Origin of the sequence: Kitasatospora sp. NPDC086009 (assembly GCF_044540385.1) — a bacterium.
Taxonomy (GTDB): Bacteria; Actinomycetota; Actinomycetes; order Streptomycetales; family Streptomycetaceae; genus Kitasatospora.
On record NZ_JBITSA010000026.1, the window covers coordinates 43,253 to 66,777 of the forward strand.

19 protein-coding genes are annotated in these 23,525 nt (G+C 74.2%); 5 read left to right on the top strand and 14 right to left on the bottom strand.

Going from position 1 to position 23,525, the window contains the following annotated elements; genetic code table 11:
* Positions 1 to 12: 12 nt before the first annotated feature.
* The 4 genes from ACIF6L_RS35700 to dxr form a co-directional block, all read right to left on the bottom strand.
* Positions 13 to 888: a GNAT family N-acetyltransferase gene (locus ACIF6L_RS35700; protein ID WP_359838451.1), complete on the bottom strand. Its 876-nt coding sequence runs from the start codon at positions 886 to 888 to the stop codon at positions 13 to 15.
* Positions 889 to 1,025: 137 nt separating this feature from the next.
* Positions 1,026 to 2,186, bottom strand: coding sequence for a flavodoxin-dependent (E)-4-hydroxy-3-methylbut-2-enyl-diphosphate synthase (gene ispG / locus ACIF6L_RS35705; protein ID WP_329487719.1), 1,161 nt, complete (start codon positions 2,184 to 2,186; stop codon positions 1,026 to 1,028).
* A 140-nt stretch (positions 2,187 to 2,326) separates the two neighbouring features.
* The gene (locus ACIF6L_RS35710; protein ID WP_359838431.1) at positions 2,327 to 3,631 is read right to left on the bottom strand and encodes a M50 family metallopeptidase; all 1,305 of its coding nucleotides are present in this window, start codon (positions 3,629 to 3,631) and stop codon (positions 2,327 to 2,329) included.
* 55 nt (positions 3,632 to 3,686) lie between these two features.
* Complete coding sequence (dxr, locus tag ACIF6L_RS35715; protein ID WP_359808478.1) at positions 3,687 to 4,931, bottom strand: 1-deoxy-D-xylulose-5-phosphate reductoisomerase; 1,245 nt, start codon at positions 4,929 to 4,931, stop codon at positions 3,687 to 3,689.
* Between the two features lie 68 nt (positions 4,932 to 4,999).
* Between dxr and ACIF6L_RS35720 the strand changes: the two genes are divergently transcribed.
* Complete coding sequence (locus tag ACIF6L_RS35720; protein WP_396491724.1) at positions 5,000 to 5,665, top strand: NAD(P)H-binding protein; 666 nt, start codon at positions 5,000 to 5,002, stop codon at positions 5,663 to 5,665.
* A 132-nt stretch (positions 5,666 to 5,797) separates the two neighbouring features.
* Here the strand turns inward: ACIF6L_RS35720 and ACIF6L_RS35725 are convergent, their stop codons facing one another.
* From ACIF6L_RS35725 to ACIF6L_RS35735, 3 genes are all read right to left on the bottom strand, one after another.
* Positions 5,798 to 7,240 (bottom strand): aldehyde dehydrogenase family protein, encoded by a 1,443-nt coding sequence (locus tag ACIF6L_RS35725; RefSeq protein ID WP_352288023.1) that lies wholly within the window; start codon positions 7,238 to 7,240, stop codon positions 5,798 to 5,800.
* 214 nt (positions 7,241 to 7,454) lie between these two features.
* Positions 7,455 to 9,023, bottom strand: a complete 1,569-nt coding sequence (locus tag ACIF6L_RS35730; RefSeq protein ID WP_329487724.1) for a PucR family transcriptional regulator — start codon at positions 9,021 to 9,023, stop codon at positions 7,455 to 7,457.
* A gap of 136 nt (positions 9,024 to 9,159) precedes the next feature.
* Positions 9,160 to 11,232 carry an ATP-binding protein gene (locus tag ACIF6L_RS35735; RefSeq protein WP_396491725.1) on the bottom strand — a complete coding sequence of 691 codons (2,073 nt, stop codon included), beginning with the start codon at positions 11,230 to 11,232 and terminating at the stop codon, positions 9,160 to 9,162.
* Positions 11,233 to 11,472: 240 nt separating this feature from the next.
* On the opposite strand from ACIF6L_RS35735, the gene gabT reads away from it, so the two are divergent.
* Both gabT and ACIF6L_RS35745 read left to right on the top strand, forming a co-directional pair.
* A complete protein-coding gene (gene gabT, locus ACIF6L_RS35740) occupies positions 11,473 to 12,828 on the top strand; it encodes a 4-aminobutyrate--2-oxoglutarate transaminase (protein ID WP_359838425.1) in 1,356 nt (451 codons plus the stop codon).
* A gap of 506 nt (positions 12,829 to 13,334) precedes the next feature.
* Positions 13,335 to 13,973, top strand: a complete 639-nt coding sequence (locus tag ACIF6L_RS35745; protein ID WP_396491726.1) for a phosphatase PAP2 family protein — start codon at positions 13,335 to 13,337, stop codon at positions 13,971 to 13,973.
* 295 nt (positions 13,974 to 14,268) lie between these two features.
* On the opposite strand, the gene ACIF6L_RS35750 is transcribed toward ACIF6L_RS35745, so the two are convergent.
* Positions 14,269 to 14,940 carry a signal protein gene (locus ACIF6L_RS35750; protein WP_396491727.1) on the bottom strand — a complete coding sequence of 224 codons (672 nt, stop codon included), beginning with the start codon at positions 14,938 to 14,940 and terminating at the stop codon, positions 14,269 to 14,271.
* Between the two features lie 243 nt (positions 14,941 to 15,183).
* The gene (locus ACIF6L_RS35755) at positions 15,184 to 15,519 is read right to left on the bottom strand and encodes a DUF2218 domain-containing protein (RefSeq protein ID WP_396491728.1); all 336 of its coding nucleotides are present in this window, start codon (positions 15,517 to 15,519) and stop codon (positions 15,184 to 15,186) included.
* A 176-nt stretch (positions 15,520 to 15,695) separates the two neighbouring features.
* Between ACIF6L_RS35755 and ACIF6L_RS35760 the strand changes: the two genes are divergently transcribed.
* Positions 15,696 to 16,322 carry a MarR family winged helix-turn-helix transcriptional regulator gene (locus ACIF6L_RS35760; protein ID WP_396491729.1) on the top strand — a complete coding sequence of 209 codons (627 nt, stop codon included), beginning with the start codon at positions 15,696 to 15,698 and terminating at the stop codon, positions 16,320 to 16,322.
* On the opposite strand, the gene ACIF6L_RS35765 is transcribed toward ACIF6L_RS35760, so the two are convergent.
* Positions 16,213 to 17,154, bottom strand: coding sequence for an EamA family transporter (locus ACIF6L_RS35765; RefSeq protein WP_359808495.1), 942 nt, complete (start codon positions 17,152 to 17,154; stop codon positions 16,213 to 16,215). The genes ACIF6L_RS35760 and ACIF6L_RS35765 overlap by 110 nt on opposite strands.
* A gap of 106 nt (positions 17,155 to 17,260) precedes the next feature.
* Here ACIF6L_RS35765 and ACIF6L_RS35770 point away from each other — a divergent pair, with 106 nt between their 5' ends.
* Positions 17,261 to 18,166, top strand: a complete 906-nt coding sequence (locus ACIF6L_RS35770) for a LysR family transcriptional regulator (protein ID WP_352288039.1) — start codon at positions 17,261 to 17,263, stop codon at positions 18,164 to 18,166.
* A 72-nt stretch (positions 18,167 to 18,238) separates the two neighbouring features.
* Here ACIF6L_RS35770 and ACIF6L_RS35775 read toward each other — a convergent pair whose 3' ends face one another.
* The 4 genes from ACIF6L_RS35775 to ACIF6L_RS35790 form a co-directional block, all read right to left on the bottom strand.
* Positions 18,239 to 19,030: a ZIP family metal transporter gene (locus tag ACIF6L_RS35775; RefSeq protein WP_352288042.1), complete on the bottom strand. Its 792-nt coding sequence runs from the start codon at positions 19,028 to 19,030 to the stop codon at positions 18,239 to 18,241.
* A gap of 275 nt (positions 19,031 to 19,305) precedes the next feature.
* Entirely contained in the window at positions 19,306 to 21,072 is a 1,767-nt protein-coding gene (locus ACIF6L_RS35780) for a restriction endonuclease (protein WP_396491730.1), read from the bottom strand.
* A gap of 113 nt (positions 21,073 to 21,185) precedes the next feature.
* A complete protein-coding gene (locus ACIF6L_RS35785) occupies positions 21,186 to 22,979 on the bottom strand; it encodes a hypothetical protein (RefSeq protein ID WP_396491731.1) in 1,794 nt (597 codons plus the stop codon).
* A gap of 198 nt (positions 22,980 to 23,177) precedes the next feature.
* Complete coding sequence (locus tag ACIF6L_RS35790) at positions 23,178 to 23,492, bottom strand: cupin domain-containing protein (protein WP_329487735.1); 315 nt, start codon at positions 23,490 to 23,492, stop codon at positions 23,178 to 23,180.
* Positions 23,493 to 23,525 lie beyond the last annotated feature (33 nt).

Consider the following 23,525-nt stretch of genomic DNA (forward strand, 5'->3'; position numbering starts at 1 on the left):
GCGGCAAGGAGCTCAGAACAGCACGCTCATGAACGCCCCGACCTCGCGGAAGCCGACCCGGCGGTAGGCGGCGCGGGCCCGCAGGTTGTAGTCGTTCACGTAGAGCGAGACCACCGGGGCGACCTCGCGCAGGGCGATGTCCAGGACGGCGGCCATGCCGGTCTCGGAGAGGCCGCGGCCGCGGTGGGCCGGGTCGACCCAGACGCCCTGGATCTGGCAGGCGCCCTCGGTGACGGCCCCCACCTCGGCCTTGAAGACGACCTGGCCGTCCTCCGTGAAGCGCGCGAACGAACGCCCGGTGGAGATCAGTTCGGCGACCCGGGCCTGGTAGAGCAGCCCGCCGTCACCGGCCAGCGGGGAGACCCCGACCTCCTCGGTGAACATCGCCACGCAGGCCGGCATCAGCGACTCGATCTCGCTCCGCCGCACCCGCCGTACCAGCGGGTCGGGCGCGATCTCGGCGGACGGCACGGCCGTGGCGAGCAGCGGCTGGTGGGCGCGGACCTCGCGGGCCGGTCCCCAGCTGCGTTCCAGCAGGGCCCAGAGGGCGGCGGTGGCCTCGGCCGGGCCGACGATCGAGGAGCAGCGGCGGCCCTGGCGGCGGGCCCGTTCGGCGAAGGCCTGCACGGCCTGCGGGCCGGCGTCCACGAGGACCAGGTTCGCGCCGGCGTAGCAGAGCGCGTCCAGCTCACCGCGCTCGTCGTACCAGCCCCACATCTCGCCGCCGAGGCGCCAGGGGTCCAGCCCGACGGCCTCCACCCTGGTCGCGACGAAGGCGTTGGCGACCGGATCGCGCCGGAGCACCGCCAGGGTGTCCGCGAGGTCGGAGGCCTCCAGGACGCGCGTGGTCGCCAGGGCGCGGACGGCCTGGAACGAGCTGGGGAGCATCACACCTCGATCGAGCATCGAGACAGCACCTCACTGAGACGACTCTGGCCGCACCCTACTCCGTGGCCCCACCCGGCTACGGCCGCGGGGCCGTCCGCGCACGGACGGCCCCGCTTCCGGAAACTACTGCCCGCCGGTCACTCCGCGGCGGTCACGGTCGGCGCACCGGACTCGACGCCCTCGGCCTGCATCTGCTCGGCCAGCTTGAGGGCCTCCTCGATCAGGGTCTCCACGATCTTGGACTCGGGGACGGTCTTGATGACCTCGCCCTTGACGAAGATCTGGCCCTTGCCGTTGCCGGAGGCGACCCCGAGGTCGGCCTCCCGGGCCTCGCCCGGACCGTTGACGACGCAGCCCATGACCGCGACGCGCAGCGGCACCTCCATGCCCTCCAGGCCGGCGGTGACCTCCTCGGCGAGCTTGTAGACGTCGACCTGGGCGCGGCCGCAGGACGGGCAGGAGACGATCTCCAGACCGCGCTGGCGAAGGCCGAGCGACTCCAGGATCTGGTTGCCGACCTTGATCTCCTCGGCCGGCGGGGCCGACAGCGAGACCCGGATGGTGTCGCCGATGCCCTCGGCGAGCAGTGCGCCGAAGGCGACCGCGGACTTGATGGTGCCCTGGAAGGCGGGACCGGCCTCGGTGACCCCGAGGTGCAGCGGGTAGTCGCAGGCCGCGGCGAGCTGGCGGTAGGCGTTGATCATCACGACCGGGTCGTTGTGCTTGACCGAGATCTTGATGTCGCGGAAGTCGTGCTCCTCGAAGAGCGAGCACTCCCAGAGCGCGGACTCGACCAGCGCCTCGGGGGTGGCCCGGCCGTACTTCTCCAGCAGGCGCTTGTCCAGCGAGCCGGCGTTGACGCCGATCCGGATCGGGACGCCGGCGCCCTTGGCGGCCTTGGCGATCTCGCCGACCTTGTCGTCGAAGGCCTTGATGTTGCCCGGGTTGACGCGGACCGCGGCGCAGCCGGCGTCGATCGCGGCGAACACGTACTTCGGCTGGAAGTGGATGTCCGCGATGACCGGAATGCCCGACTTCTTCGCGATGATCGGCAGGGCGTCGGCGTCGTCCTGGGACGGTACGGCGACTCGCACGATCTGGCAGCCCGAGGCCGTCAGCTCGGCGATCTGCTGCAGCGTGGCGTTGATGTCGGAGGTCACCGTGGTGGTCATCGACTGCACCGAGACGGGGGCGTCGCCGCCGACCGGCACGTTGCCGACCATGATCTGCCGGGAGACTCGGCGCTTGGCGAGCGGCTTGAGCGGCAGGGACGGAATACCGAGCGAGATCGCGGTCATGTGCGCAGGGTTCCCCGGGGTTGAGGTGTGGTCGGTCCGGCCGTTCGACGGCCTGGGCCGGGCGCGCCGATGAAACGCGCACCCGGCCCCCAACGGTACGGCACGGCGGTGGCCCCGGGCACACCAGCCGTACCGGGCGACTAGCTGATCTTGACCGGGTTGACCAGGTCGGCGACCAGGACGAGCAGGGTGAACCCGATGAAGACGCTGGCCACGACGTAGGCCAGCGGCATGAGCCGGGCGACGTCGAACGGACCGGGGTCGGGCCGCTTGAACAGGCTTGCGAATCGGCGGCGCACCGACTCCCACAGGGCGCCGGCGATGTGGCCGCCGTCCAGCGGGAGCAGCGGCAGCATGTTGAAGAGGAAGAGCGACAGGTTGATGCCGGCCAGCAGGTTCACGAAGTACGCGATCCGCTGGGTGCCCGGGATGTCGAGCGAGAAGACCTCGCCGCTGACCCGGGCGGCGCCGACCATGCCGATCGGCGAGTCGACATCGCGCGGGGCGCCGTCCACCACCGAGTTCCACAGCCCCGGGACCTTGCCCGGCAGGGCCACCAGCGACTTCACACCGCTCTCGGCCATGTCGTACATCCGGTCGAGGGATTGCCCGACGCCGAGCCGGACGACACCGCTGGTCGGGGTGAAGCCGAGGAAGCCCGCCTGCACCGTCTCGCCCTTGACCGGCATGCCGTTGCCGTCGTACTTCTGGACGTCGTTGACGGCGATGGTCGGGGTGAGGGTGAGCTGCTGCCCCTCGCGCTCGACCACCACCGGCACGGTCTTCCCGGCCGAACGACGGATGTCCGCCTGGAGCTGGTCGTAGTCGCCGATCCGGTCGCCGTCGAAGGAGACCACCTTGTCGCCCGGCCGCAGCCCGGCCTGGGCGGCGGGGGTCTTCGGCGCGTCGGCCGGGCAGCTGTCGGTCGGCTGGCCGGCCTTGACCACGCACTGCGCGACGGTGCCGATGGTCGGCACCGTCATCGAGACGCCGAAGCCCATCATCACGGTCAGGAAGAGCCCGAAGGCCAGGATCAGGTTCATGAACGGCCCGGCGAACATGACGATGACGCGCTTCCACGGCTTGCGGGTGTAGAAGAGCCGGCTGTCGTCACCGTCCTGGAGCTCCTCGTAGGAGGCCTCCCGGGCGTCCTCGATCATGGTCCGCCAGGGCGAACTGCTGCGCTTGGTGATCCGCCCGTCCGCGCCGGGCGGAAACATCCCGATCATCCGGATGTACCCGCCCAGCGGGATCGCCTTGACGCCGTACTCGGTCTCGCCCTTCTTCCGGGACCAGACCGTCGGACCGAACCCGACCATGTACTGCGGCACCCTGATGCCGAACAGCTTGGCCGTGGAGAGGTGGCCGAGCTCGTGCCAGGCGATCGAGATCAGCAACCCGATCGCGAAGACCAGGATGCCGACCACCGTCAAAACCGTTGCCACCGCAGGCCCTCCGTCATTGCGCTCCGCTCGTCGTCCGGTCGTCCGCCGGGAACCGTCAGCCCGACGCCAGCTCGCGGGCCCGGGCGCGGGCCCAGTCCTCCGCGTGCAGGACGTCCTCGACGGTCAGAGAAGTTCCCGCCGCGGCCCGCCCGCTGTCGTACTGTCCGTGCTCGGCCACGACCTTGGCAACAGTGTCCACGATTCCCGTGAAGGCGAGGCGGCCCTTCAGGAAGGCCTCCACGCACTCCTCGTTCGCCGCGTTGAACACCGCCGGCGCCGTCCCACCGAGCGATCCCACCTCGCGGGCCAGCCGGACCGCCGGGAAGGCCTCGTCGTCGAGCGGGAAGAACTCCCAGGTGGCGGCCTTCGTCCAGTCGCAGGCGGGCGCCGCGTCCGGGATCCGGTCCGGCCAGCCCATCCCCAGCGCGATCGGCATCCGCATGTCCGGCGGGCTGGCCTGCGCCAGCGTGGAGCCGTCCGTGAACTCCACCATCGAGTGGACCACCGACTGCGGATGGACCACCACCTCGATCCGGTCGAAGGGCACGTCGTACAGCAGGTGCGCCTCGATCACCTCCAGGCCCTTGTTGACCAGGGTGGCCGAGTTGATCGTCACCACCGGCCCCATCGCCCAGGTCGGGTGCGCCAGCGCCTCCTGCGGCGTCACCCCCGCCAGCTGCTCGCGGGTCCGGCTGCGGAACGGGCCGCCGCTCGCCGTGACCACCAGCTTGCGCACCTCGGCGCGGGTGCCGCCGGCCAGCGCCTGGAACAGCGCGGCGTGCTCGGAGTCCACCGGCACGATCTGCCCGGGCTTCGCCACCGCCTTCACCAGCGGACCGCCGACGATCAGCGACTCCTTGTTCGCCAGCACCAGCACCCGGCCCGCCCGCAGCGCCGCCAGCGTCGGGCGCAGGCCGATCGACCCGGTGATGCCGTTCAGCACCGAGTGGCACTCCATCGCGGCCAGCTCGGTGGCCGCGTCCGGGCCCGCCAGCACGGCGGGCAGCGGACGCCCCGCCGCCTTCGCGGCCAGCGCCTCGCGCAACGCGGGCTCGGCCGCCGGGTCGGCGACCGCCACGGTGTGCACGCCCAGCTCCAGGGCCTGCTCGGCCAGCAGCTCCACCCGCCCGCCGGCCGCCGACAGGGCGACCACACGGAACCGGTCCGGGTTGCGGCGCACCACGTCGATGGCCTGGGTGCCGATCGAACCGGTCGAGCCGAGGATCACCAGCTCCCGGGGAGCGGAGGGGTCCTTCACCACGGGGGTGAAGCGCAGCTGCGGGTGGGCGAGCGAAGTCATGCGCCCATTGTGTCCTGCCGGCCGGACTCCACAGGACGCCGGGACGCGTCCCCGCTACCGTCGGAGCCATGCGTACCGTCATCGCCGGAGGCCACGGACAGATCGCGCTCAAGCTCGAACGGCTGCTCGCCGAGCGCGGCGACCGCCCCGCCGGCCTCATCCGCCGCCCCGAACAGGCCGGGGACCTGGCCGCCGCCGGAGCCGAGCCGCTGCTGCTCGACCTGGAGAGCGCCACCGCCCCCGAACTCGCCCGGCTGCTGGCGGGCGCCGACGCCGTGGTCTTCGCCGCCGGCGCCGGCCCCGGCAGCGGCGCCGACCGCAAGAACACCGTCGACCGCGACGCGGCCGTCCTGCTCGCCGACGCCGCCGAACTCGCCGGGGTCCGGCGCTACCTGATCATCTCCTCGATGGGCGCCGACGCCCAGGCGCACTACCCGGCCGACCCGGTCTTCGAGACCTACCTGCGGGCCAAGGGCGCCGCCGACGACGCCGTGCGCGCCCGTACCGCGCTCGACTGGACGGTGCTGCGCCCCGGCCGGCTCACCGACGGCCCGGGCACCGGCCTGGTCCGGCTCGCCCCCTCGGTCGAACGCGGCGCGGTGGACCGCGCCGACGTGGCGGCGGTGCTGGCCGAGCTGCTGCACGAGGCGGGCACCGCCGGGCAGACGCTGGAGCTGGTCGCCGGCAACGCCTCCGTGGCGGAGGCCGTCGCGGCCGCGGCCGGCCGGGTCTGAACCTCCCCCGGACACGCCGAGGGGCCCGGTACCGCCGCAGCGCGGCGGTACCGGGCCCCTCGGCCCGTTCGGGCCCCTCGGCGTGCCGGGAGCCCTTCGGGATCGTTCGGGATCGTTCGGGCTCGTTCGGGGTCAGAGGTCGAGGCCGGTGAGGACCAGGACCTTCTCCACGGTGTAGTCGTCCATCGCGTACTTGACGCCCTCGCGGCCGACGCCGGAGTCCTTGACCCCGCCGTACGGCATCTGGTCGGCGCGGTAGGACGGCGCGTCGCCGATGATCACACCGCCGACCTCCAGCTCCCGATGGGCGCGGAAGGCGGTCTGCAGGTCACGGGTGAAGACCCCGACCTGCAGGCCGAAGGCGGAGTCGTTGACGGCGGCGAAGGCCTCGTCGGTGCCGTCCACCCGGTGCAGCGACAGCACCGGGCCGAACACCTCGGCCTTGGCCAGGATCGCGTCGGCGGGCAGCTCGGCGAGCACGGTCGGGGCGAAGGTCGCGCCCTCACGGGTACCGCCGGTGAGCACCTTGGCGCCCTTCGCCACGGCATCGTCCACCCAGGACTCCACCCGCTTCGCGGCGTTCTCGTCGACCAGCGGGCCGACGTCGGTGGCGTCGTCGTTGGGGTCGCCGGTGACCTGCGCCTCGACCTTGGCCACCACCTTCTCCACCAGCGCGTCGTACACCGACGCGTCGGCGATCACCCGCTGCACCGAGATGCAGGACTGGCCGCCCTGGTAGTTGGCGAACATCGCGATCCGGGTGGCGGCCCAATCGAGGTCGGCCTCGGAGGACCAGTCGGCGAGCACCACGGCCGCGGCGTTGCCGCCGAGCTCCAGGGTGGTGTGCTTGCGCGGCACCGAGTCCATGATCTGGTAGCCGACCTTGTCCGAACCGGTGAAGGAGATCACCGGCAGGCGCGGGTCCTGCACCAGCGCGGGCATCCGGTCGTTCGGCACCGGCAGGACGCTCCAGGAGCCGGCCGGCAGGTCCGTCTCGGCCAGGATCTCGCCCAGCACCATCGCGGAGAGCGGGGTGGCCGGAGCCGGCTTGAGGATGATCGGGGCGCCGACCGCGATCGCCGGGGCGACCTTGTGGGCGACCAGGTTCAGCGGGAAGTTGAACGGGGCGATGCCCAGCACCACGCCGCGCGGGAACCGGCGCACCACCGCGAAACGGCCCACGCCGCCCGGGTCGGTGTCCAGCCGCATGGTCTCGCCGTTGGTCCGGCGGGACTCCTCGGCGGCCCAGCGGAAGACGGAGACGGCGCGGCCGACCTCGCCGCGCGCCCACTTGATCGGCTTGCCGTTCTCGGCGGTGATCAGCTGGGCGATCTCCTCGGTGCGCTCGGCCAGGCGCTTGGCCACGTGGTCCAGCGCGGCGGCACGGACGTGCGCGGGGGTCGCGGCGAACACCGGCAGCGCGGCCACGGCGGCGTCCAGCGCCTCCTCGACCTGGGCCTCGGTGGGGACGCTGACCTTGCCGACCAGGCGGCCGTCCCAGCTGTTGTGCACCTCGAAGTCGGCGTCGCCGCTCGCCCGGCGGCCGGCCAGCCAGAAATCGTACGTGGTGGTCACCGTGGTACCGGCCCTCTCCTCGTCGTCCTCACGGCCCCACGGACGTGGAACCAGAACCGAGGGTAGGGGCGGCGGCACGCCGACCGGGTTGGCCACGAAGTAGCGTTCGCCCCCGCGCTCACTCCATCCCGTCCAGCGGACGGGCCGGGTTCCGGTGCTCCGCCACTGCTGCGCTGCTCGGCTACTGCTCCGCTGCTCCTCGCCTACTCCTCGCCTACTCTTCGCCGGAGCGAAGGGCCAGCCAGAGTTCCATCCGGACGTCGGTGTCGTCCAGCGAGCGGCCCAGCAACTCCTCGACCCGCCGCATCCGGTAGCGCAGCGTGTGCCGGTGCACGCCCAGGTCGGCGGCGGCCGCGTCCCACTGGCCGTGTCTGGAGAGCCAGGCGCGCAGCGACGCCACCAGGTCGCCGCGGGCGGTCCGGTCGTGGTCCCGCAGCGGGCGCAGCAGCCCCTCCGCGAACGCCGTCACCGCGTCCTCGCCCAGCAGCGGCAGCAGCGAGCCGGCGCCCACCTCCTCGTGGTCCACCGCGCGGCGGCCGCCGCGCAGCGCCACCGCGAGCGCCCGCTCGGCCTGCGCGTTCGCGGTACCCGCCTCCTCCAGCGCGGCCGGCGCCGAGACCCCCAGCGACAGGCCCTCGTGCTCCTCCACCGCCCCCAGGCAGGCCCGGTGCACGGCACCGTTGTCCAGCGCCAGCACCATCAGCCGGGGCCCGTGCGTGCCGCCCTCCTCGCGCGCCACCAGCAGCTTCTCCCCCACCCGGGCGCCGGCCTGCTCGGCCCGGTCGCCCAGCTCGCCGAGCGCCTCCGTGGCGTCCACTCCCTGGCCGGCACCGGCCACCATGACCCGGACCGTCCCTTCCGGCAGACCGCCGAAGAGCCCGGCCGCCACCTGCCGGGCGGTCGCCACCTCGCCCGCCAGCACCATCCGCAGCAGCGCCGCGCCCATCCGCTCCTCCGCCTGGCGCAGCTCGCGCGAGCGCTCCAGGGTGAGGGTCAGCAGCGCCACCGCCGCGTTCAGCACGTACCGCTCGGTCGGGGTGATCCGGTCCTCGGTGCCGACCGCGAGGAAGCCCCGGGCCCGGCGGTCCGCCCCCAGCGACTGGACCACCACGTAGTCCTCGTCCGCGGTGTCTATCCCCGGCGAACGCCCCTGCAGCGCGGCGCTCGACGGCGCCGGGCGCCGGCGCAGCCGGTCCACCTCGGCCGCCAGCCGGCCGGCCCGGCGGGCCGCCCAGTCCGGGGCCACCACCGAGAGCGCGCCCGAGCCGTCGTACAGCGCCGCCCAGCCGCCCAGCCGCGCCGCCAGCCGGCGCACCACGGCCGTGGTGCCGTCCTTGCCGAGCGCCGCCCGGGTCAGCTCCTCCTGCGCCTCGAAGCTGGTGGTGACCGCCTCGTACTGCTCGGCGGCCAGGGCCGCCGAGACGACCTTGCTGATCGCGATGAACGGCGTCGGCTCCGGCACCCGCAGCAGCGGCAGCCCGCGCTGGGCGGCCGCGTCCACCAGGGGCTGCGGCACCTCGGTGTGCGAGAGGCCGACACCGAGGCCCAGCCCCACCACGCCCGCGTCGGCCAGCCGGTGCACGTACGCCTGCAACCCGGCAGCGGTGCGGCCCAGCTTGATCCCGGTGGTGAGCAGCAGCTCACCGCCTTCGAGGAAGGGCGTCGGGTCGTCCAGCTCACTGGTGTGCACCCAGCGGACCGGCCGCTCCAGGTGGTCCGCACCGGCGAGGACCGTCAGATGGAGCGAGGTGTTGCGGACGACGGAGGCGAGTGTGGGAGGCATGGCACCTTCGGGGGACGACCTGACCGCGCCGTTGCGGCCGGGCGGGGAGAGGGCTGGGGAGTCTGGTGGGGGTCTCTCCCCTCATTATGGACGCTCCGGACAACCGGCACTGCCGAATCCACCTCGGAGGCGAGCTTCAGCCCCGCAGGTCCACCAGCAGCGGCGGCACCTGCTCGCCCGAGACCGCGGTCAGCGAGATCACCGCATGGCCCGCCGGCAACGCGTGCGCCAGGTCCGACGGCGACCAGCGCAGCCGCTCCACGTCCCGGGTGGTCACCGACTCGGTCTGCGCCGTCGTCCCCGACAGCGCCTTACGCCCCAGCCGCCCGGCCCGGCGGACCAGCCCGCCCGAGGTGTCCGGCGCGTGCGTCACCGCCGTCTCCCGGACCAGGTGCGTGCCCCAGGCCTCGGAGAACATCCGGCCGTCCCACGGCGCGATCCCCGGGAACACCATCCGGCAGCCGACCGCCCCGAACAGCGGCGCCCGCAGCGCCTCGGGCAGATCGACCAGGGTCCGCAGCAACAGCACGGCGCCCGCGTTGGCCGCGCGCAGCCGCTGCAGCCCCCGGACGATGTGCGCGTCCAACGCCGTCGACGCGTCGTCGACCACCAGGCCGGCGAAGAGCGAACGGTCCTCCCGGGCCGCCGCGGCCTGCACGAACTGGCCCACCAGCAGCCGCGACAGCATCCGCGCCGCCTCCGGGTGGCTGCGCTCGGGCAGCTTCACCCGCACCCGCAGCGGGTGGTCCAGCACCCGCATCGCGAACGGCGGCCGACCGGTACCGTCGGTCGCGAACGCCCCCTCGAAGGCCGGCCGGTCCAGCAGGGCCAGCCGGTCCGCCAGCAGCGCCCCCGGGTCGTCCGCCCGGCCCCGCTGGCGCTCCCGGTACTCCAGGTCCCGCTCGTACGCTGCCAGCCGGCCCGCCGCGCGCAGCGCCTTCACCAGCGCCTCCAGGGCCTCCGGCTCACCGCCGAGCAGTGCCCGCAGCTCACGCACCGCCGGGTAGCGGCCGAACCCGGCTCGGAACGGGCCGACCACCTGCTGCAGCGCCGTCCGGGCGGTCTCCGCCCGGGCCGTCAGCTCGTCCGGCAGCAGCGCCTCGGCCAGCCGGGCGGCCGCCTCGTCCGGATCCTGCACCGCCCCGTAGAGGTCCAGCCCGTACGCCGAGCCCCGGTCCCCCGGCGCGATCACCACGTCGTACCAGGCGTCCGGCCCCAGCTCCGCGTCGGCCGCGCCGATCACCACCGCGCACGCCGTACCGGCCAGCGCCTGGAGGCAGAGCGCCTCGGCGACCGGCCGGGCCAGCCGCGCGGTCTTCCCGGTGCCCGCCGGGCCGACCGCCAGCAACGAGGTGCCCAGCAGCGACGGATCCAGCGTGAAACCGGCCGCCCGGTGCGTCAACGGGTTCTTCGGCACGTCCTGCGCCGTGCCCAGCCGCACCTGGCCCAGCAGCAGATCGTGCTGCTCCTCCCGCCCGGCCAGCTCGCGCGCCTCGGAGGGGTGGGCGAACGCCGCCGCGCCCCGGGCGGCCACCTGCTCGACGAAGGCCGGCACGAACACCGGGTCGGCCTGGGCCGACTCCCAGGCCCGCTGGATCCGCACGTAGTCGACGTCCCCGACAGGCTCGCCGTCCAGCCGGCCCGCCGCCGCGGCCGCCCCGCCGAGCCGCAGCGCCGCCCACGGGTCACGCGCCCACTCGGCCTGCGCCGCCACACCCTCCTCGGCGGGCTCCTCCGTGGTCACCGTGCGCGCCATCAACGGCGCCACGTACCGCCGCCACACCTCCGGCCAGCGCCCCATCCGGCCGAACACCTTGATCACGACAGCGAGCACGAGCACGTTGACCGAAAGGCCCACGACGGTGACCGCCGTCCCCGACGGGTGCTCCACCCACACGGTCAGGACGATCAGACGAAGCACCAGCTGCGTGCCGTAGAGGAACGCCAGCCACCCCACCACCGCGTTCAGCCCCGCTCTCAGCAGCAGGGGCCAGGTCGGGACCTTGGCGTCGTCCGCCCGGTCGGGGTCGACCTGGTCGTAGCCCCGCCGGTAGACGCCCGGGGCGGCGTCGGGGCGGGGGGCGGCGACCCAGGCGGCGAGGTCGAAGGGCGGGGGTGCCGCGGGGCGGCCGGGCCGTTGGTGCGGCATGGGTGTCGCAGGTGCGGCGGCGGTCCGCTCGCCGTGGCCCCGTGCCCCGTCCAGTCCCATGTACGGCCCCGCTCCCTCGCCCGCCCGGCCCGACCACCGTCGGTCCCGCCATACCCATGCCGCCGCACCGGCGACACGCCCGCGCTCAATGTAGTGGAGCGTGGGCTGCCGGTAGTCGCACTCCCTGCGCTGGCCGCCCCGGACAAGTCGGACGGCCCAGTGCTACCGAGTGGCGCATGCCCGGCCGGGGAGGGCCGCCGTAGCCTGCGAAGCACCGAGCCGAGAAGTCTGGAGAAACCCATGAGCGCCGCAACGCCGCTCCCGCAGGAGCGCCGCCTGGTCACCGCGATCCCCGGTCCGAAGTCGCAGGAGCTGCAGGCCCGCAAGCTGGGTGCGGTGGCGGCCGGCGTCGGCACCACCCTGCCGGTGTACGTGTCCCGTGCCAACGGCGGCGTGCTGGAGGACGTGGACGGCAACTCGCTGATCGACTTCGGCTCCGGCATCGCCGTGACCAACGTCGGCAACAGCGCCGAGGCCGTGGTGGCCAAGGCGACCGAGCAGCTGGCCGCCTTCACCCACACCTGCTTCATGGTGACCCCGTACGAGGGCTACGTGGCCGTGGCCGAGCAGCTGAACGAGCTGACCCCGGGCGACCACGACAAGCGCACCGCGCTGTTCAACTCGGGCGCCGAGGCGGTCGAGAACGCGGTGAAGATCGCCCGCGCCTACACCAAGCGCACCGCCGTCGTGGTGTTCGACCACGGGTACCACGGCCGCACCAACCTCACCATGGGCCTGACGGCGAAGAACATGCCGTACAAGCAGGGCTTCGGTCCGTTCGCGCCGGAGATCTACCGGGTGCCGGTGGCCTACCCGTACCGCTGGCTGACCGGCGCGGAGAACTGCGCCGCCGAGGCCGCCGCCCAGGCGATCGACATCATCAACAAGCAGATCGGCGCCGAGAACGTCGCCGCGATCATCATCGAGCCCATCCAGGGCGAGGGCGGCTTCATCGAGCCGGCCAAGGGCTTCATGCCGGCGATCGTGGAGTACGCCAAGGCCAACGGCATCGTCTTCGTGGCCGACGAGATCCAGACCGGCTTCTGCCGCACCGGCCAGTGGTTCGCCTGTGACGACGAGGGCATCGTCCCGGACCTGATCACCACCGCGAAGGGCATCGCCGGCGGTCTGCCGCTGGCCGCGGTGACCGGTCGCGCCGAGATCATGGACGCCGCGCACGCCGGCGGCCTGGGCGGCACCTATGGTGGCAACCCGGTGGCCTGCGCGGCCGCGCTGGGCGCCATCGAGACCATGAAGGAGCAGGACCTCAACGGCAAGGCGCAGCGGATCGGCGAGATCATGCTCGGCCGTCTGCGGGCCCTGCAGGAGAAGTTCGCCCACCACGACTCGGTGCGGATCGGCGAGGTCCGCGGCCGCGGCGCGATGATCGCCGTGGAGCTGGTGAAGCCGGGTGGCAAGGAGCCGAACGCGGAGGCCACCGCGGCCATCGCCAAGGCGTGCCACGCCGAGGGCCTGGTGGTCCTGACCGCCGGCACCTACGGCAACGTGCTGCGCTTCCTGCCGCCGCTGGTCATGCCGGAGCACCTGCTGAACGAGGGCCTGGACATCCTGGAGAACGCCTTCGCCACCGTCTGAGCGGCGGCGCCCCCACCGGGCCGCCCGTGACCGGGTGACACCGACCCGCCGGAGGGATTCCGGACAGCATCGAACGGCCCGTGCGGACACCTCGTCCGCACGGGCCGTTCGGTCGCTACGGGCGGTTTCGTCCGGGTGTGCGGGGCGGGCCGCCGCACCGCCCACCAGGGGTGAAGATGCTGTGCTGAATCGCTGAAGCTCCTCAGTGCGCCGCGGCCGTTGACGTAGTGTCATGACAGATGGACAGCGAGCCCCAGCCATTGGCGGACCCGTCCGCGGCACCGCCCCCACCGGCGGATCCGCAGGTCGCCCGCGAGGACAACCAGGCCGACCCGCAAGGGCCGGCGCACACCGAAGGCCGATCGACCGACCGTCCGACCCATACCCCCCGGGGCGCGCGGAACGGCGATCATCAGAGCCGCCCCGGAGCTCTCCCCCCTGCTCCGGGGCGGCCACTTCGCGTTCCGGAGCGCCTGGCGGGCCCGGCCGGATCGGCGGCCCTGCCGGTGGCGCTGGCCACCGTGCTGGTGCTGATCTCCTGGCAGGTGGCCGTCGACGGGCCGCTGCTCGGACTGGACCGCTGGGTCCGGCACGGCGTCCGGGAGACCCGGCACGACCTCCACAGCACGCTGCTCAACCATCTCGGCGAGGCCCTGTCGGACCTCGGCAGCTCCGTCCCGGCGATCCCGGTCCTGCTGGCCGCCGGGGCATCGGCGGCCTGGCGGTCCCGCCGGGCCGGGACGGCGCGCCCGTGGCTGCCGGCGCTGATCGCGGTACTGACGGCCGGGCTGATCCCACTGCTGGTCGTCCCGGCGAAGGCCGCGTTCGCCCGGCCGGGGCCGTTCGGGATGCCCCTGGCGCCGGACCAGTGGGGCTGGTACCCGTCCGGCCACACGGCGACCGCGACCCTCTCCTACGGGGTGGCCGCGTTCCTGCTGGCCCGCACCGCCGGCGCCCGCGCCCGCCGCCGCCTGTACGCGGCCGCCGCCCTGCTCGCGGCCGGCGTCGGCCTCGGGCTGGTGTGGAGCGACTACCACTGGCTGCTCGACGTGGTGGCCGGCTGGTGCCTCGGCGGGCTGGTGCTCCGGGCGCTCGCCGGGCTGCCACCGGCCCGGAACGACAGCGGCTCCCGGCGCCACCCCTAGATGATCGCTTCCGAGGGATCACCTGCGCGTATGGGAGGAGGGAGTCCACCGTCACTGTGTGAAGACAGAGTTGGACTCCCTCGCGGCCGCGCTCTATGTGATGACCGACGACCTGCTGAAGGATTCACCGCAGTTCAGGCGTGCCCCAAGAAGGCAATTCCCGGCCACTTCCAGGGGCCGGGACAGTGAGTTTTCGGCGACACACGGAGTTCGGGGTGCACCGGGCCAGCTGGTCAGGCCCCTCGGCTCACGGTCGGCGGCCGTCCTCGCTCCCCATGCCGCAACTAATGAACAGTCAGACCGCGTTGGTGGGGGTCGGCCGGGCGACCTGGAGGCGGTAGTCCACGGAGGTGGAGAAGGTGCCTGACTCGCCCCGCAGGCTCAGCTCGTGGCTGCCGGGGGCGAGGGGGTCCAGCCGGACCCAGAGGCCGCAGGACCAGGTGTTGAGGGGGCCGGCCGTGGTGGTGAACGGGTTGCCCTTCCGCGGGTTCATCCGGATCGGGGTGGAACCGAGCTCCTCGGGGGTCAGGGAGCGTCCGTCCAGGGTGGCGCTTCCCTTGGCGGCGTTCATGAACTCCAGGCAGTCCGCGGACTCGCCGAACAGGTTCACCAGCGGGAAAACGACCGGCACCCCGACGGGGACGGTGCAGGTGCGGGTGGCCGCGCCGCCGGTGGTACCGGCGAGGAACCAGATGCCGTCCTCCTGGCCCTGGCCGCACAGGTGGCCGTCCTGATCGAGGACCGGGTTGCGGTCCTCCGCGGTGGCGGTGGCCCAGTTCCACCAGCGGGACTGCAGCTCCGGCGAGGTGAGGCTCTGTACAGCGAGCGGGGTGCTCGGTTCGGGCGAGGGCTCGTCCGTGGCCGGGAGTGCGGGCTGCGCGGTCCTGTCGGCTGCCGGAGCGGAGGTGCAGGCCGTGGTGAGGGCCAGGGCACCGACGAGCAGGCCGGCCAGTCGTCTTGCAAGCATGATCGGAAACCTTACGACATGGTGTGCGACCCGCGACGAGCCGGTGTCCGGCACCAGCTCCCCCGCCGACTGTCGAACAGCGGTGGCCGCAGGTCAGACCGTCAACTTGCCCCCGGTGCTGACGCCGGCAGTGCCGAAAGGCGGCCCAGGCGTCGGAGGGGAAATCAAGAGAGCAGCTTTGCGCAGCGCCTGAGCAGGGGTTGGTCAACCTTCAGGGCCGTCACCACCCTTGGAATCAATCAGCTAGCCCTCGGCGGGCTCATCGTTGCGCTGGGCGAGGCCGGGCTCGCCGTTGTCGCGCTGCCAGCTGACGACCAGCTCGTCGCGGGCGCCGAAGCGGACCAGGTGACGGCCGACCACGTCCTCCAGGCCCGGCAGGTTCTCGGTCTCGCCCTCGACGGTGAGCAGCAGGGCGTCGGGGGCGGCCTCCAGCGTGGCGGTGCCGCGGCCGAAGGTCAGGGTGCCGCGACCGGTCTCCTCCGACCAGTCGGCTTCGATCTTGCGTCCCATGTGGGCGGCGAGCTGCTTGGCGTAGCGGGCGGACCGGTCGGTGGCGACGCGGGCTTCGGAACGGGGCACGGGCCCTCCAGAATCACGGGAGGGAACTTAGGTTGCCCTCACTCGGAACCAAGCTAACCCAGATAGTGAGCCAGACTCAACAACTTTACGGAGCCCTCGTCCGTGGCGCGTCCTGCCCTGCTCCCGCCCCCGGACCGGCCGATACCCTTGGTCGACACCTGCCGAGGAGAGCCCCCATGACCACCACGCCGACCGACGACGCGGGGAGCTCCTCCACCGGCCCCGGCACCGCCCGGGAGGGCGCCGCGGCCCCGGACCTCACCGTCGCGCCGGACGGCACCGCAGTGCAGGACACCGCGGCCCAGGACACCGCGGCCCAGGACACCACCGCCGAGCTCGCCGACGCGATGACCAGGGCGATCAAGCGGATCCGCCGCCTCACCAGCGAGCGCCTGGAGCCCTTCGGCATCACCCCCGGTCAGGGCCGCGCCCTGCGCACCCTCGCGCACGCCCCCGGTTGCGAGCTGCCGGACCGCGCCATGCGCCTGGGCGACCTGGCGGAGCGGCTGCACATCGCCCCCCGTTCGGCCACCACCGTGGTGGACGCGCTGGAGGAGGCGGGGCTGGTCGAGCGCACCCCGGACCCGGCCGACCGGCGCGCCGTCCGGATCGTGCTGACGACGGCCGGCCGGTCGGCGGTGGAGCGGATCGGGCAGGTCCGGCACGAGGTGGCGCAGGAGTACTTCGGCCCGATCAACCCGGCCGACCAGGACGCCCTGCTGCGAGCGCTGCGCTCCGCCGAGAGCGCGTACGCGGCCACCATGCCGCCGCGCCGGACAGCGCCCCCGGGCGCAGCGCGGTGATCCCGATCCCGGCGATCACCAGCAGCGCCGCGCAGCCGGCCACCGGGCCGATCCGCTCACCGAGCAGCAGCCAGGCGGAGGACATCCCGAACACCGGGACCAGCAGCGAGTAGGGCGCGACCGTGGTGGCGTCGTAGCTGCGCAGCAGGAAGCTCCAGGCGACGAAGCCGAACAGGGTGGAGACCAGTCCGACGTACCCGATCGCGCCCAGTCCGGCCGGGGTGAGGTCGCGCAGTGCCCGCAGGTCGGCGGCCGGGCCCTCGACCAGCAGCGAGAGCCCGAGCAGCGGCAGCGGCGGGACGGCGCTGACCCAGACCATCCAGCGCAGCGCGTCGCGCGGGGCGGCCTTGCGGGTCAGCACGTTGGACAGCCCCCAGGCGACGGCGGCGAGGACGACCAGGACGAAGGCCCCGACCGGGCCGCCGACGCCGTGGTCGACGGCGCTCAGTCCGATGCCGGCGAGCGCGATCCCGAGGCCGGCCAGGCGCTGCGGGCCGGGCCGCTCGCCCAGCAGGACGGCGGCGAACAGTGCGGTGAAGACCGCCTGGCCCTGCAGGACCAGCGAGGAGAGCCCGGCCGGCATCCCGGCGTGCATGCCGAGGAAGAGCAGTCCGAACTTGACCACCCCGAGCACCAGGCCGACCCCGAGGACCCACCGCCACGCCACGCGCGGCGGGCCGACGAAGAAGACCGCCGGGACGGCGACCACCGCGAAGCGCAGGGCGCAGAAGAGCAGCGGCGGGAAGTTCTCCAGGCCGACGTGGATCAGGACGAAGTTGAGGCCCCAGACGGCGGCGACCAGGACGGCCAGCGCGATGTGACGCGGTCTCATGCTGCCGCCGGGGGCGGCCGGTGTTGCGGTCATGGGTCGAGGATGGCCGCCATCAACCGTGTAGCACCAGCGATGAATTCTGAAGGGCGGGCTTTAGCATTGCTGCATGATGGATCTGGGACGCCTGCGGGCGCTGCACGCGGTGGCCGTACACGGTTCGGTGGGCGGGGCGGCGGCCTCGCTCGGCTTCACGCCGTCGGCGGTCTCGCAGCAGATCGCCAAACTGGAGCGCGAGACCCGGACGGTGCTGCTGGAGCGTCAGGGCCGGGGCGTGGTGCTGACCGACGCCGCCCGCGAGCTGGCCGTCACCGCGCAGGCGGTGCTGGGCCTGGTGGAACAGGCCCAGGTGCGGCTGGAGGAGCAGCGCGGCCGGGCGGTCGGGCGGCTCCTGGTGGCCGCCTTCGCCACCGGCGCGCGCGGACTGATGCCGGGCGCGCTCGCCGACCTGCGCGAGCGCTGCCCTGACCTGGACGTCCGGCTGCTGGAGAGCGACCCGTACCCGGCGGCCGAGCTGGTGGCCCGGGGCGAGGTGGACCTGGCGCTGGTCCAGGACTGGCCGACCGTGCCGCTGCCGGTGCAGGAGGGCCTGGTCCGGCTGGACTTCGGCCCGGATCCGGTGGACCTGCTGCTGCCCGCCGCGCACCCGCTGGCCGGGGAGGCCGTGGTCCCGGTGGAGCGGCTCCGCGGGCAGTGCTGGATCAGCGTGCCGCCGGGCAACATCTGCCACGACTGGCTGGTCCGCACGCTGCGCGAGGTCGGCGAGGAGCCCGACGTGCGCTACCAGGTCGGCGAGTTCGAGACCCAGATCGCGCTGATCGCGGCGGGTCTGGGGATGGGGCTGGTGCCGCGGCTCGGCCGGGGCGCCCTGCCGCCGGGGGTGGTCGCCCGGCCGGTCGTGCCGGAGCCGGCCCGGCGGGTGTTCGCGCTCTGGCGCGCCCAGGCCTCCCGGCGGCCGGCGATCACCGAGGCGCTGGCCGCTATGCGGGACCGGTGGGCCGCCCTGGCGGCGTGAGCGCGCGCCCGGCCCGGGTGAGGGGCCGCCCGGGCCGGGTGTGCGGCGCCCGGGCTGCCCGGGTCCGGCTGTTCAGCCGGCGAACCCGATCACCAGCCACATGAAGCCCACCCCGAGGATGGTGCAGAGCAGGGTGGCGCGCGAGGGGTGCGGGCTGTGCGCCTCTGGGAGGATGTCGGAGGTCGCCAGGTAGAGCAGGAAGCCGGCGAAGAACCCGAGGTAGAGGCCGAGCAGTTGCTCGGGGATGGTGAAGAGCAGGGTGATCGCGGCGCCGGTCACCGGTGCCAGCGCGTCGGCCGCGAGCAGGGTCAGCGCCCGCCGGCGGTCGTTCCCGTACAGCCGGGTGATCGTGTAGGTGTTGAAGCCGTCGGCGAAGTCGTGGGCCACCACGGCGACGGCGACCACCGTCCCGACGGTGGTCCCGGCCTGGAAGGCCGCGCCGATCGCGAAGCCGTCCATCACGCTGTGGCCGACTAGGGCGAGCGCCGCGGTCAGCCCGATCCCCGGCGCGGACGTTCCCTCGGCGACCGCCGGTTGGGCGTGCGCATGGGTGTGGACGTGCTGGTGGCCGTGCGTGTGCGCGGCGTACTCGCCCTCGTGGCCGCGGTGGATGGCGACCGCCCGCTCGACGACGTGGATCGCCAGGAACCCGGCCGCGAACATCAGCAGCGCCTGCGGGACGCCGTGGATCTCCCCGGGCGCCTGGTGCAGCGCCTCCGGCAGCAGGTCGAAGGCCACCACCCCGAGCATCAGCCCGGCGGCGAACCCGAGCACCAGATGGCGCCGGTCACCGGTGCGCTGGGCGACGTAGCCACCGATGAGCGTCATCAGGAAAGCGCCGGCGGCGACCAGGATCGCGGTCATCCCACCTCCCCCGTACCGGAGACCGTACGCATCCCCTCGCCTCCCCCGTGTCCTGAGCGTCCCGGGCAACCCCCGGGCGTCCCGGGCGTCCCGTGCCCCGGTGGCTCGCCGGGGCCGACCGCCGAACGGTGCCGGACGACCCGGGCCGGGAACGCCCCGGTGCCGGTGCCCCCAGCCTCGCCCGGTGCCCGGGGCGCCGCCCGCCGGACGGTCCGTGAGGGTGAGCCGTGAGAGCACCCGGGCACCCGTCGGGCTCGCGGCCCGGCCGGGCCCGTTCAGTGACCGGAGGCGAGCGGCAGCCCGAGGTGGGCGCGGGCGAGCTCCCGCACGCCGTCGCCGTCGACCAGATGGATGTGCTGGTGCCCGTCCTCGCCGGTGAGGTCGAGCGCCTCGTCGGTGAACCGGCCGGTGGTCAGCCGTAGACCGCGCTCGGCGGACTCCTCGCGGACGGCCTCCGCCAAGGTCCTGATCTCCTCCTCGCCCACCGCCCCGGACCCGCGGGAGGCCCAGACCACCCAGCGCCCGGGCAGCGCGCTGCCCGCCGCCCCCTCCCCGGTGGCGACCAGGCCCGCCGGGCCGCGCAGTCGTACGCTCCACTGCTCCAGCCCGCCGCGGGTGAGCAGTTCGCGGACCAGGTGGGCGAACTCGTTCGCCGAGAGGTCCGGCGCGGACGGCACGGTGGCGCCCGCCAGGGCGGCCGGTTCGACGCCCGCCCTGGCGTAGGGGTCCGGGGTCACGGCGGCGCCGAGCTGGCGCAGCCGGACCAGTGCCTCGTCCTGTTCGGCGTCCGCGTAGACGCCCTCGCCGTCGTGCTCCTCGTAGGGGGCGGCCGCCGGCAGCAGCCTGGTCCGGGCGAGGGCGTCGCGGTCGGCGTCCACGCTCACCAGGCAGAGCGGCTCCGCTCCGGCGGACTCGCGCAGCCAGCCGTTCAGCACCACCCCGGCCAGTATCTCGTCGGTGTCGACGGCATCGGCGGCCTGCAGCGCGCGCAGGGCCAGCCGGGCGACCAGCCGCAGGTAGTCGGTGGCCCGGTCGGCCGGCGGGCGCGGCACCGGGAGTATCTCGCCGTCCGGGGCGAGCCGGTACCCGGTCAGCGACGGCACGAGGTCGAGGGACGGCAGGTCGAGGTCGAGCACGGCGGTGCGGGTGAGCGGGCGGAAGACCGCCCGGCAGGGCGCGGGTACGTCCTGGGTGGCCGTCTCGGCGGCCGCCAGCGCCCGCTCCAGCAGGGACTCGACCGCGGCCGGCTCGGCCAGCCGGTACGCCCGCCGGCACTCCTCCAGGGTCTCGTTGTACTCGCGGACCGCGCGGGCCCTGGCCTGCTCGGCCTGCTCGTGGACCCGCCGCGACTCGTCCTCGGCCGGGCGGTCGGCCCCGGCCCGCCGGGTGCGCCACTCCCGGAGGGCACGCTGGTGGGTGAGCCGGGCCTGGGCCAGCTCGCGCTGGAAGCCGGAGTCCAGCAGTCGCCGGGTCGGCGGCTCGTCGGGGTCGGCCCCGGCCGGCCGCTCGGGCGCGTAGTCCGCCCAGCGCGGTTCGGCGTCGGCCTCGCCGCCGCCCGGGCCGGTGGCCGGGTAGGGCCTCGGCTCGTAGTGGCGGAGCTGGCTCTCGAAGTCCATCGCCGAGACGGGCAGCGCGGCCCGCCGCAGGAGGTCCGCGAGCCGCTCGTGCTCGGCCCGGACGGTGACGGACCGGTGGTGGGTCAGCGCGGCGGCCCGGGTGTGCGCGGCGACCGCCTCGTCCGCGCCCTCCGGGCCGGTCAGGCCGTCCGCGCCGGTCAGACCGTCCGGGCCGCCATGACCGCCGGCCGCCCGGTCGGCCGGGCCCGGCGAGCCGGGTGGCCCGTCGAGCCCGTACGGACCATCAGGCCCGTCAGGCCCGTCAGGCCCGTCAGGCCCGTCAGGCCCGTCGGGCCCGGACGATCCGTCGGATCCGTCCGGACCGTCCGGGCCGCTGACGCCGAGGTCACGGAAGACCGAGGCCAGGAAGCCGGGTTGGGGGGCCATCACGGCGCCGTCGGGCTGGCCGTCTGCTGAGTGCTGCATCGGTCGCGGTTCCCCCATGCTCGTCCGGCGCCTGCCCGGGGCGGCCGGCGAGCCTACGGGCCGCCCCTGCCGGACATTGTCCACCGAACGGGCGCACCGGTCAGCCAAGCCTCTCAGTTGGTCCGGGTGTTGGTCAGGTGCAGGCCGATGTAACCGACATAGATCCGGCCACTGCCCGAACAGTCGTCGAGGTAGTGCAGCCGCGGGGCCGTCCGCCCACCGCCGATCCGCAGGTGCGCGCCCATGAACGCCCGCCGGGAGGCGTCCACGCACTCCGGTACCGGAAGTATCCGCTCGCGCTTCCACTTGGTGTGGCTGAAGACCGTCCGTGACTCCCCGCGCACCGCCTTGCGGGGCGGGAAGCGGTGGCGGCCGGCCGGGGTGTGCTCGCACCACTGCTTGAAGTCGCCGCCCGCCTCGCCGCGCACCGCCGCCTCGGCGTACTCCTGCAGGGACGTCAGACCGCCCCAGGTGAGCCGGGCCCAGCCGGCCCCGGCGCACCGCAGGTCGTCCAGGGCGAGCGCGCTCTTCTGGTCCCCGGTGAAGGTGAGCAGCGGGAACTCGTCCAACCGGGCCATCAGTTCGGTGAAGCTGTCCGGTACCGCCCGGAACCCGGGAGCGCCCGGTGAGCCCGGTCTGCTGCCCGCGCCGGGCGCGGCCGGGCGGCGCCCCGCCGAACCCGGGCCGACGCAGAGCCGACCGGCCGGCCCGCGGGACTGGACGCCCCGGCGCGGCCCGGTGACCGACCCGCCCGGCGGCTCGTCGGCCGCCGACGGCACCCGGCGGCCCCGGCGGCGCTCCCGGCGCAGGCTGTGCCGCACCCGCTCCAGCTCGTCGGCCCTCGCCTGCTGCTCGGCGTGGTCCTGCTGCTCCTCGTGGGCGAGCGCCGCCCGCTCGGCCCGGGCGGTGGCGTCCTCCGGGCCGGTGCCCGGACGGGCCGCGGTCGCGGGCACCCGCAGCACCGGGACGGCGGCCAGCGGTGCCGGCAGCGGCAGCTCGGCGGCGAGCCGGCGCGGTTCGCGGGCCAGCAGCCCGGCCGCCCGGCGCAGGTCCTCCTCGATCCGGTGGCGGGCCAGCACCGGATGCCGCGCACCGTCCGACCGGGAGGCCGGATCGACCTCGGGCTGATAGGTGCGCACCGCCCCGCCGTAGACGGTGTGGTACTCCAGTGCGACGTTGAACTCGGTACGGGCGCCCGGATCCAGGACGTAGGTGGTGGCGAGGCCGGGGAGTTGGCGGCAGAGCGGGCGGACGACGTCCTCCACCCAGCTGTCGAGGTCGTGATTGACCGGGACGCTCGCCACCACGACGGGCAGCCGGCGCTCCGGATCGCAGAGTGCATCGATCAGGCCGTCGACCTCGGCGGCGGTCAGCACCCTCGGCTCCGACTGGACGGCGGCCGGGCCGTCGGTGGCGTCCAGCAGCGGCAGCAGACTGCAGGCGAGTTCGGGCACCGGCACCCGGCACGGCGTCCGTACCCCGGTGCCGGTGGTGTGCGTCTCGGCCTCCAGCCGGACCCAGGTGCGGCCGTCGGAGCCGGTCGCCGTGGTCAGCGTGAGTTGGTGGGTGCCGTGCGGGGCCGGGGTGCGCAGCCGGCGGCGGTCGTAGCGCCCGGCTCCCGGGCCGCCCCGCAGGGGGCCGCCGTCGCGGTCGAGCAGGACCCGGTCGCCCAGGCGCAGGCGTTCGGCGGGGACTTCGGCGGCCTCGGCGGCGACGGACCGGTGGGCGGCCGGCGGGGGCTCCTCACAGCCTTCGTGTTTCAGCCAGGCGGCGAGGCGCTGGTCCGCCAGGGCCACGGCGTCGGCGTGCGGGAGCGCGGTGGTGACGGTCATCCGATAGGGCGTCGCGAGGCCCCTGGGGCCGGGCAGACCGGCGCGGGCGGGCGACGAGGAACGGTCTGAGGTCATGCGCATACCTCCGTGGTGCGGTGGTGGGGTCTGTCGTCCTCCATCGATGGGGGTGTGTTCGTCCGGTTCTTGCCGGATCCTTGCCCAGGAAACGCCACAGCCCGGAGCGGAAGTTCCAACTCCGGGCCACGTCAATACGTTCGAGTGAATCTGCTCAAGCCGACCGCCGGACCGGACCGGCTTCTGCTGCGGCCGGTCTCAGCCCTCCGCGCGGCCCGCGCCGCTGCGGCTCCACTCCGGTTCGGCGACCGGCACCGCCAGCGGGCAGCCCTCCGGGGCGTCGTAATCGGCGATCAGCACCACGGGGACGGTCCCGTGGTTGCGGCCGACGTGGACGTGGACCGGCCCCGCCTCCTCGACCAGCGACTCGCCCGCCCGGCTGACCTCGACCCGGCCGTCGTGCAGGGTCCGGGTCAGCGTCCCCGACAGCACCACCACGTCGACCCGGCCCGGGTGGTAGTGCCAGCCGGTACTGGCGCCCGGGGGCAGGGTGATGGTCTGGACGAGGGACATCTCGGCTCGGCCTCCTGGTCGGCGATCCGCCCA